General features: G+C 60.6%; 1 protein-coding gene. It reads right to left on the bottom strand.

Annotation, left to right across the window (positions count from 1 at the left end):
- On the bottom strand, positions 1–411 hold a 411-nt coding region (locus LU493_RS19640; protein ID WP_275289485.1), incomplete at both ends, for a fimbrial protein.

The raw sequence follows: 411 nt of genomic DNA, 5'->3' as shown, positions 1-411 counted from the left end.
GGTATGGATATCCGCATCGTCCCCAAAGGTATAGAGATACTGGTCGCCGGGGCCAAGGGGCTGCTGGTCGGCCATGCTCTGCAGCTGCAAACCGACGCCGCTGGCACCGTTGCTGCCAGTCTGGAAGTTTTTATAGATTGAAGCGTGGGTGCTATCGAAGCTGGTGCCGCTAAACGCGATGGTCACCGCCGACGCATCGGCGGAACAGCTGGAAAAGACCAGCTTAACCGGCACGCTGGCGCCGCTCGCCCCGGCATGTCCGGAGAACGTCTGCGAGGAGACGGTGCCTAAATCGATACTGTTCGACGGCTCCACGGCCACCTCACAGGAAGGCGCTTCGATGGTGCCCGTGACGTTAAAATTGACCGTGCTGCTGCCCTCATAAGCCAGCGCCGGAAGGGAGAGCAGCAA

The organism is Halomonas elongata, from assembly GCF_029081005.1.
Taxonomy (GTDB): Bacteria; Pseudomonadota; Gammaproteobacteria; order Pseudomonadales; family Halomonadaceae; genus Halomonas; species Halomonas elongata_B.
The sequence above is the reverse complement of the archived record's forward strand: the minus strand, read 5'-3'. Positions and strand labels throughout refer to the sequence as shown.